The sequence below is a fragment of the Staphylococcus pasteuri genome (genome assembly GCF_003970495.1).
GTDB classification, from domain to species: Bacteria; Bacillota; Bacilli; order Staphylococcales; family Staphylococcaceae; genus Staphylococcus; species Staphylococcus pasteuri.
In genome coordinates this window covers 1-8,961 of record NZ_RXWW01000093.1, presented here as the reverse complement: position 1 = coordinate 8,961, position 8,961 = coordinate 1, and the positions used below count along the sequence as shown (strand labels likewise).

General features: G+C 28.7%; 12 protein-coding genes. 9 read left to right on the top strand and 3 right to left on the bottom strand.

Features of this window, described 5'->3' with window-relative positions; all coding sequences use genetic code 11:
* The first annotated feature begins 49 nt into the window (after positions 1-49).
* From CD121_RS12165 to fosB, 3 genes are all read left to right on the top strand, one after another.
* Complete coding sequence (locus CD121_RS12165) at positions 50-217, top strand: VraH family peptide resistance protein (RefSeq protein WP_017637605.1); 168 nt, start codon at positions 50-52, stop codon at positions 215-217.
* Positions 218-596: 379 nt separating this feature from the next.
* Positions 597-992 carry a YjdF family protein gene (locus CD121_RS12155; protein ID WP_026083504.1) on the top strand — a complete coding sequence of 132 codons (396 nt, stop codon included), beginning with the start codon at positions 597-599 and terminating at the stop codon, positions 990-992.
* A gap of 30 nt (positions 993-1,022) precedes the next feature.
* A complete protein-coding gene (gene fosB, locus CD121_RS12150; RefSeq protein ID WP_017637607.1) occupies positions 1,023-1,442 on the top strand; it encodes a FosB/FosD family fosfomycin resistance bacillithiol transferase in 420 nt (139 codons plus the stop codon).
* Positions 1,443-2,005: 563 nt separating this feature from the next.
* On the opposite strand, the gene CD121_RS12145 is transcribed toward fosB, so the two are convergent.
* Positions 2,006-2,608, bottom strand: coding sequence for a hypothetical protein (locus CD121_RS12145; RefSeq protein ID WP_126568440.1), 603 nt, complete (start codon positions 2,606-2,608; stop codon positions 2,006-2,008).
* 455 nt (positions 2,609-3,063) lie between these two features.
* On the opposite strand from CD121_RS12145, the gene CD121_RS12160 reads away from it, so the two are divergent.
* Both CD121_RS12160 and CD121_RS12135 read left to right on the top strand, forming a co-directional pair.
* Positions 3,064-3,234: a VraH family peptide resistance protein gene (locus CD121_RS12160; RefSeq protein ID WP_143565121.1), complete on the top strand. Its 171-nt coding sequence runs from the start codon at positions 3,064-3,066 to the stop codon at positions 3,232-3,234.
* 14 nt (positions 3,235-3,248) lie between these two features.
* Positions 3,249-3,635 (top strand): GNAT family N-acetyltransferase, encoded by a 387-nt coding sequence (locus CD121_RS12135; protein ID WP_126568434.1) that lies wholly within the window; start codon positions 3,249-3,251, stop codon positions 3,633-3,635.
* A gap of 394 nt (positions 3,636-4,029) precedes the next feature.
* Here CD121_RS12135 and CD121_RS12130 read toward each other — a convergent pair whose 3' ends face one another.
* Positions 4,030-4,287 (bottom strand): DegV family protein, encoded by a 258-nt coding sequence (locus CD121_RS12130; RefSeq protein WP_257214304.1) that lies wholly within the window; start codon positions 4,285-4,287, stop codon positions 4,030-4,032.
* A 72-nt stretch (positions 4,288-4,359) separates the two neighbouring features.
* On the bottom strand, positions 4,360-5,400 hold the full coding sequence (locus CD121_RS12125; protein ID WP_126568429.1) for a DUF4352 domain-containing protein: 1,041 nt from the start codon (positions 5,398-5,400) through the stop codon (positions 4,360-4,362).
* A gap of 326 nt (positions 5,401-5,726) precedes the next feature.
* On the opposite strand from CD121_RS12125, the gene CD121_RS12120 reads away from it, so the two are divergent.
* From CD121_RS12120 to CD121_RS12105, 4 genes are all read left to right on the top strand, one after another.
* Positions 5,727-6,284, top strand: a complete 558-nt coding sequence (locus tag CD121_RS12120; protein WP_017637834.1) for a cysteine hydrolase family protein — start codon at positions 5,727-5,729, stop codon at positions 6,282-6,284.
* A gap of 20 nt (positions 6,285-6,304) precedes the next feature.
* Positions 6,305-7,669: an MFS transporter gene (locus tag CD121_RS12115; protein WP_126568427.1), complete on the top strand. Its 1,365-nt coding sequence runs from the start codon at positions 6,305-6,307 to the stop codon at positions 7,667-7,669.
* Positions 7,670-7,787: 118 nt separating this feature from the next.
* Positions 7,788-8,540, top strand: a complete 753-nt coding sequence (locus CD121_RS12110; protein WP_126568425.1) for an amidohydrolase family protein — start codon at positions 7,788-7,790, stop codon at positions 8,538-8,540.
* Positions 8,541-8,811: 271 nt separating this feature from the next.
* A partial coding sequence (locus tag CD121_RS12105) for a cold-shock protein (RefSeq protein WP_143565120.1) occupies positions 8,812-8,961 on the top strand: 150 nt, incomplete at its 3' end.

Here is an 8,961-nt window from a genome sequence, read left to right as displayed (position 1 = left end):
ATGTATTAATAATTACTTTATTGATGAAACATAAAAAGGTGGTTATTCTATGAGCTTAAAAGAAATGTGGAAATACTTAATAAATAAAAAGTGGGATGCAGAAGATGTATTATTTTTGATTACATATATGATCATAGCAAGCATTTTCACAACACCACTATTTGGAATTCCAATAGGCATCATAGTTTATTTATTGATGGATTTATACGATGATTAAAACATGTTAATTTCCACTTGTTCAGGAATATATTTGAACTGATGAATATTTTATATTTCAGTTAGAAATGAGTTTACTCAAATATGATGTAAATACTAAAAATAACATCATGAGTCGATACTGTATTTCAAATCATCTGTTTTACAAGAATTAGTAAATTATATACTGCTAAATATTATAGAAGTCGTATTTTTAGATTTTGACATAAATTGGGTACTCTATTGAAATTTTTGTGATTTATTTTAAACTATATGTAGAAATGTAAAAACACAATTGGGTTGGTAGTCCCAATGCAGATAATAATATCTGTCAGTAACCTTCCTCCTCAGGTCGTCCATCATTTCTGAATAATTAAGAGGAGGGATAGCGTGGAGCTACTATATTTCATGACGGACAATTTTTTATTGGTTTAGTCGAATATAAAATAGGAAATAAATCTAAATTTGCAAAATTTACCTTTGGTACAGAACCGAATGAGGAAGAAATTCTTTATTTCATTGAAAATTATTTATCGTTACTAATTGAAAATACTAAAACAAGTGTTAGAACCAAAGAGAAAAAACGAAAAATTAATCCTAAAAGATTGCAACGACAAGTGGCTAAAGAACAAAAAAAGCCTAAAGACATTACTAAAGCTCAAATAGCTATAAAAGAAGAGCAAGAGTTGAATAAAAAGTTATCCAAGAAGAGCAGTAAGGCGAAAAAAGAACTCATTAAAGAAAGAAAAAGGGAAATAAAGAAAGATAAAGCTAAAGAAAAGCATAAAGGACATTAGCGTTTAAAATTTGTGAATAGGAGTAATTATATGATTCAATCCGTAAATCACGTTACTTATTCAGTCTCAAATATTAAAAGGTCTATTGAATTCTATAAGAATATACTGAAAGCTAAAATATTATTAGAAAACGAAAAGACAGCTTACTTTACAATAGGTGGTTTGTGGTTAGCTTTAAACGAAGAAAGAGAAATACCAAGAAATGAACTTCATTACTCATATACTCATATGGCTTTTTCAATTAATGAGAAGGATTTTGATGAATGGTATGACTGGTTAAAACAAAATCATGTAAATATATTAGAAGGTCGTCCAAGAGATGTCAGAGATAAAAAATCAGTATATTTTACTGATCCAGACGGTCATAAATTAGAATTACACACAGGTTCATTACAAGATAGAATAAATTATTATAAAGATGAAAAGTCTCATATAAAATTTTATGAGTAGTTAAACTGATAGTCTATATCTTGTCTTTTAAAAGTGTACAAACTCATTTTTTCAATTTTAAACACAACTGATTAGACAATGTAAAAATTGATATGACAATACTTATGGCGTATTCTACATGAATAGATAATCGCTTTAAGGAACTCTCACAGTCTCTATTGTTAAGCTCGCAACCCATGTGGTTGCGGGTTTTTTAGTATAAATAATTAGTATATATAAGATGTTTACTTGGAGAATGTTTTAGCAAGAACGAAGTCAATATTAAATTAGCAAGAAAGATGTGACTTTGGGGATTATTAATTAGATAAATACAATAATTACAACAAGAGAAAAATTCAACTTATCAAGCTGGATAAGGATACGACTACTATTGATGTTTATTTTAATAATAGTTAAAGAATAAATTACATATTGGCTTATCAAAAAGAGGAGAGAGGTAAAAGATATTAATAAAGAATTTACTTTAATTTTTCAAAGAAGTATACAAATAATTGATAAAATAATAGAGAAAGCTACCATTCATGGTAGCTAAAAATACTAGGTGTAATTACCTAATTCTGTTATTATTCTTCGTAATTTTTAGGATCATATTCATAACCATATTTTTTTGCGTCTTGTTTACGAATTTCTTCTTTTTCTGACTGACTAGCATTAGCCCATTCTTCTTGTCCTTTTACCCACTCATCAGGCTCTTCATTTTGAGATTGTGAAGCTTCATTAGCTTCTTCTGGATCGATTAAACCGTAGTCAGTACCACCTTTGATGTTTTGTCTATCCCATTCTGCTATTTCTTCTTTAGTGGGTTCTTTACTATTTGCTTGTTGATTCTGAGCAGTTTGTTGTTGAGGCTGTTGAGTTTGTTGGTTGTTTTGATTTGAATTGTTTAGTGTATTGTTTTGTTGTGTTTGTTGCTCATTATTTTGTTCATTAGATTGCTCATTTTGCTGAATATCTTCACTTGATTGCTTTTTATCTTTGTTATTGTCTTTGTTTTTATTGTCATCTGATTTTTTATCTTTATTTTTCTTTGGGTCGTTTGATTTCTTATCTGATTTACTTTCAGATTTTTTGTCATCGTCCTTTTTAGAATGGTCTTCACTTTGACCACATGCGGTTAATACTAACGCTGATGATAATATTGCCGTTCCTAATAATTTGAATTTCATTTCGATTTGGCTCCTTAATATACAATTTAATTTAATGATACATTTAAATTTTAATTATTAATATTAACTAAAGATTATTGTTAGCTATAATGTTTTGTTATTATAAAAAATACACCTTTAATTAAAAGCATATTTAAAAATGATTGGTTTTACACTTAGTGATTATGTTTACAAAACATTAAAATATGATATATGTATAGTAAGTGAAAGTTATTTTTTAGGAGAATGACATGGTTGTTTTATTATCTATATTACTGATTATTTCGCTAGTTGAAACGTTTTATCTTTTGATTAAAATCAGAAATCTGAAGAAAAGAAATGCCTCTGATCATGAATATGAAAAAATGGTAAATAAGTATTCACCTATAGGAACGATAACGTTAATCATATCCATTATTTTATTAGTCATAGTTTTTATTATTGAGAACTAAAATAATTTGAAAGGACTAAATTATATGCGTATTAGTGAAATATGGAATTACTTAATAAATAAAAAGTGGGATATTGAAGATATAATGTTTTTAGCATTATTCATATTTTTAGGAAGTATATTTACTACACCCATATTAGGAGTTCCTATCGGTGTTATTGCATATTTATTTTTAATAGATGATGATTTTAATTAATATAGGAGAATCTTATGAAATTAAAGAAAACTAAATTAAATGAAAAAGATTATGATAAAGCTTTAGAAATATGGGAAAGATCTGTAATAGAAACACACGATTTTCTTAAAGATGAAGATAGAATAGCATTAAAACATGAAATTCCAACTTACTTTAAATATGTAGAAGGATTTTTGTGGTGGGATGACATTGAATTGATAGGTTTTTCGGGAATGAAAGATCAAAATCTAGAAATGTTATTTATAGACCCTCAATATTTTAATAAGGGTTATGGTACAAAAATTGTACAGACGCTTGTTAAAGAAAAGAAAATACAATTCGTTGATGTTAACAAAGACAATGAAAATGCTGTTCAATTTTATAAGAAGAATGGATTTATAAAATACGATGAATCTGAATAGGATGGTCAAGGTAGAGATTATCCTATTTTACATCTTAAGTTATCTAATTAAATATGTATGGAGGACGAACATATGGAATTGATAGGTAAGATCATAAATTTCACAATGGAAACTGTTTCAAAGTGGTTAGGTAGTAGCTCATTATTTAATGATGTTAAGAAGGCATTTAAGAAGAAAAAGAATGATAATTAACATCTAATAGGATACATTATGTAATCTAGTATACACGCTATGATATAACACTTCTTATAAAAGTTATCACTTGATTAGATAAATATTATTGTCTGCTTACTAAGCCTGCAACCCATATGGTTGTGGGCTTTTCGTTATTGTTATCATAGATATGTCCCAGCACATAAAAAGACACCCTTTATTAGAGTGTCTTTTAAATTATTTATACATTAATCCATCCTATTGAAACAGTGCCATAACCAGTAAATACAGCTCCAACATTTATAAGTGGGTGTTTTTCAATAATTTTATTTGGAAATTTCTCTTTTAAAAAATTAATAATAGAATCAGCAGTTTCGTGCTCTCCTGCATATGAAACGCCAACTTTTGATGGGTTATCTCTTGTAATTTCATCTTTTAATTTATTGATCAAATAAGTAAACGCTCTCTTTTTAGTGCGTAATTTATCAAGAGTAACTATAAAAATGAGGTTGTATAATTAAAAAAAGAAGGGAAGCGTATTAAACTTTCCTTCTTTATATATATTTAATTTCTATTTTTCCGTACTACCGCTATCACTTGTTGAACTTGAAGATGTGCTACTTGATGGAGTACTTTCAGCTGGTTTAGCGGCATTATCATTGTTAGTTACTTCTGGTTTCGTTTCTTGTGGTTCGCTTTCTTTTGGTGTAGAAGTTGTTGATTTCTCTACTTTTTCAGCTTGTGAATTATTGTTTGAGTTGTTATTTGAGCTACTATTACCATTACTATTAGAATTATGGCTCGAATTATTTGATGCATTTGAACTTGAAGATGATGTACTTTCATTATTAGATGGTGTTGTCGTATCACTTGAACTTGTGTCAGTAGAGGATTCACTATCATCACTATCTGATTCGTCATCATCTTTATTAGAAGTTTTAGCATCAGATAAATCTACAGTAATACTTTTTACGCTAAACAAACTTGATGTAATTTCTAATTTTTTATCTTTAGTATTTGCTACTTTTTCAGAGACATCGAATACAACTTTACCTTCTGCAGTACTATCAGGATTAATTTGTTCTAAAAAGAATGAATTTGTAACACTGCCATCGTCACTTTGGTTGGCAGAAACAGATTCAGTAGCATCTGCATCAAACGATTTATTACCAGATTTAAGTTTAAACATTTGGGTATCGATAGTTAATGATTTATTACCTTTATTTTTTACAGAAACGTCTGCTATAACATAAGTATCTTTAGCATTTGTAGGTGCGATAGATGGACCAACTGATGTTGTATTTTCAACAGATTTAACTTTTACCTCTAAATCTCCATTTTTGATCGTATCACCGATTTTATAGTTTTTAGTACCATTAGAATGACTTTTGAAATTATCTTTGATACCACCATTAAAAATCATGGATAGGGCTATAATGCCAATAATAAATAAGATAAAAAACACTAAACAGCCGCTACAGCCCCAAAGCCACCATTTCTTAGTATTAGATTGATTAGATTTTGCTTGTTCTTGTTTGGCTTGTTGTCTTTGAAATTCTTGAAATTGCTCCCATTGTTTCCTTTGTTGTTCCTCATTAAAGTTTTCTTCCATTAAACATATCTCCTTTAAATGTAATTTACATATATATTAATAATACTGTGGTGCCAGGCTAATGAGTAATCATATTATGTTATCAATAATGATAATTAAAATGAAATTTATAAAAGTTATTTTAAAAACAAATTGTCATACAACTAAAAATTCAAAATAAAATATAGTTTAGCATGATTTTAACTTTATTCTTGCGGTTAAAGATTATTAAATAAAAATTGTAAACTTTATCCAATGAAGTATTGATAAACCAATCATTATGAATAAGAACCTTGATGTGGTACGATTTTTGAATGTAAAAAACTAAATTGGAAGTAGGTATAAATATGAATGATAATAAAGCGTTATTAGTAATGGATATGCAAAATGGGATTATTAGCTCATTATCTGATACAAAAGATTTAATTGATAAAACAAATGAAGCAATTACTACAGCTAGACAAATGGAACTACCCATTATCTTTGTAAGAGTTGCTTTTTCGAAAAATTTTATGGAAATTTCATCTAATAACAAGATGTTTAGTAGAATCAAAGAAAGTGGACAACCAATGACAGTTAAGGATAAATCGACTCAAATTATAGATGAGCTTCATATGGATGATGATGACTTATTAGTTACTAAACAACGAATTAGCGCATTTACTGGGAGTAATTTAGAAGTATTGTTAAGAAGTTTACAAATTGATCACTTAGTTTTAACGGGGATAGCCACAAGTGGCGTTGTCCTATCAACAGGAGTAGAAGCTTTTGATAAAGATTTTAAATTAACATTTTTACAAGATGCAATGGCTGATAGATCCTCTGAGACGCACGAATTTTTAACAAATCATATTTTAACTAGATATGGAGATGTATTAACAGTTGCAGACTGGCAAAAACAATAGAATAGTCAAGGGTGACATTTATGTCGAAAAAAGCTATTAGCAATACTTTTAATAAAAAATTATATACACCTATGATTTTAGGTTCGATTTTAAATCCAATTAATTCTTCAATGTTGGCTGTAGCGCTTGTCCCAATTGCTCAGGCATTTGGTGTGCCTTTTTATCAAACTGCTTGGCTTGTGTCGTCTTTATATTTGGCTACAAGTATTGGACAACCGGTAATAGGAAAGTTAATTGATATTTTTGGTCCAAGAGGTTTATTTTTATTTGCCACGAGTTTAGTTGGATTAGCTAGTATGATTGCGTTAGTGACACCATCGTTTTATGGATTAATTTTAGCCAGGTTTTTAATAGGTATTGGAACATGTGCCGGATACCCTTCAGCAATGTATTTAATTAATTATGAAGCTGAACGTACAGGTGAAGATAGTCCGAGTAAAATATTGACAATTCTATCTATTAGCAATCAAGTTATTGCAGTTATTGGGCCGACTTTAGGTGGAATTTTAGTCGCTAGTGGTGGGTGGCAATCCATTTTTATAGTTAATTTACCAATGTCTATCTTGGCATTTACTTTTGGTTATTTATATTTTCCTAAGACAGCCACTAAAGATAAATTACAGTTATTAAAACAACGAGTTGATTTTGTAGGAATTATATTATTTTCGATAAGTTTAAGTTCTTGGATGATTTTCTTTATGGAAGCCAAACCATCATATTGGTATTTATTTTTAATTGGGTTTATAAGTTTAATCGCATTTATTTTTTATGAATTAAAATCGGCTAAACCATTTATAGATTTGAAAATTTTGAGTCATAATATATCGATGAATAATACGTATTTACGTACTTTTTTATCAATGCTTATTTCTTACAGTGTGCTATATGGTTATGTGCAGTGGTTAGAAGAGGTGAAAGGTTTATCACCCATGCATTCAGGAATGATGATGTTACCACAGTTTATTGTGGGTATCTTTTCTGCTCAGTTAATGGGCCCACGATTAAATATAAGAACTAAGTTATATATTGGAACAATTGGTGCTTTAATCACAATGATAGGATTTCAAATGATTTCAAGTGACACATCAATTTATTATTTAATCGTCTTATCAGCCATATTTGGATTGCCACAAGGATTATTAAATATTGCAAATCAAAATGCGCTATATCATCAAACTCCAAAATCAATGATAGGAATGTCTTCTGGTTTATTAAGAACTGCAGGATATTTAGGTGCAATTGTTTCTTCAACACTGATTGGAATATTATTTAAAGGTTCTGATTTAACTACAGCAGTGCATGAACTTGGTTTTGCAGCAACAATTATAGCTATTGCTATTTTATTGCTAACAATGACAGGTGGTAAAACTTTATCAGAAAAGTAACCAATAGTTATGTTAAAAAAACATTATATCTATTGCATATTGGTATTAACATTAGAAAAAGTTAAAATGAATTTGAAAATATTTATAACAATAATCATTAAACAAAGGGGACATTGATATGAAAATGTTTGATTCGCATTTGCATATTATCAACTATGATTTTGAAATAAAAGAAAATAATGGTTACTTACCACCATCATACGGTATTGAGGATTATCAAAAAGATGTAAAAGAATTAGATATATTAGGTGGTGCGATTGTGTCTGGGTCATTTCAAGGATATGATCAAAACTATTTAATTGATGCTCTAGACAAATTAGATGGTAAGTTTGTAGGTGTTACACAACTTCCTTATACTGTAAAAGATGATGAATTAATAATGTTGAATAACTGCGGTGTCAGAGGTTTAAGGTTCAATGTAAAACGTGGTGGTTCTGAAGATTTATCTAAACTAGAATATTTGGCTAAAAGAGTATATGAAGTAGTTGGATGGCATACTGAATTATATATAGATTCGAAAAATTTACCTGAAATCTCAACTACAATTAAAAAATTACCTGCAGTATCTATTGATCATTTAGGTTTATCGCAAGAAGGATTATCTGATTTATTAGAATTAGTAGATAGAAATGTTCGAGTTAAAGCTACAGGGTTTAGTAGAGGCAATTTAGACATTGCAAAAACATTGAAAGAAATATATCAACTAAATCCTAATGCTTTGATGTTTGGTACTGACTTACCATCTACAAGAGCGCCTCAAAGATTTACTAAAGACGATATTAAAATAATAGAGCAACACTTTGATGAGACAGAATGTGAAAAGATATTTTATAAAAATGCTATGAAGTTGTATAGAATTCAAGACAACTAATCTATATTTATAATGTATATTTTTATGATAATTACATTTAATAGCTATTTCAAAGGTGATTTCAATAAAAGTTAAAAATTTTATTTTGTTAATTATAATAAATTTGAAAGAATATGGCTAAAAGGGTTTACTTTTCTCAAATATAGCGTATAGTAGTACTTAAGTAATCAAGTACGTGAAGTTAATTGCGAGTTATTATTAAGAATATTCTCCCTTTGATTTATGGATTTGTTACAAATATTATGTGCAAAAGCACGCGGAGGTATTCGATATGAATAACGGTACAGTTAAATGGTTTAATTCAGAAAAAGGTTTTGGTTTCATCGAAAGAGAAGATGGAAGCGACGTATTCGTACATTTCTCAGCAATCGCTGAAGAAGGATACAAATCATTAGAAGAAGGACAAAAAGTTGAATTCGAC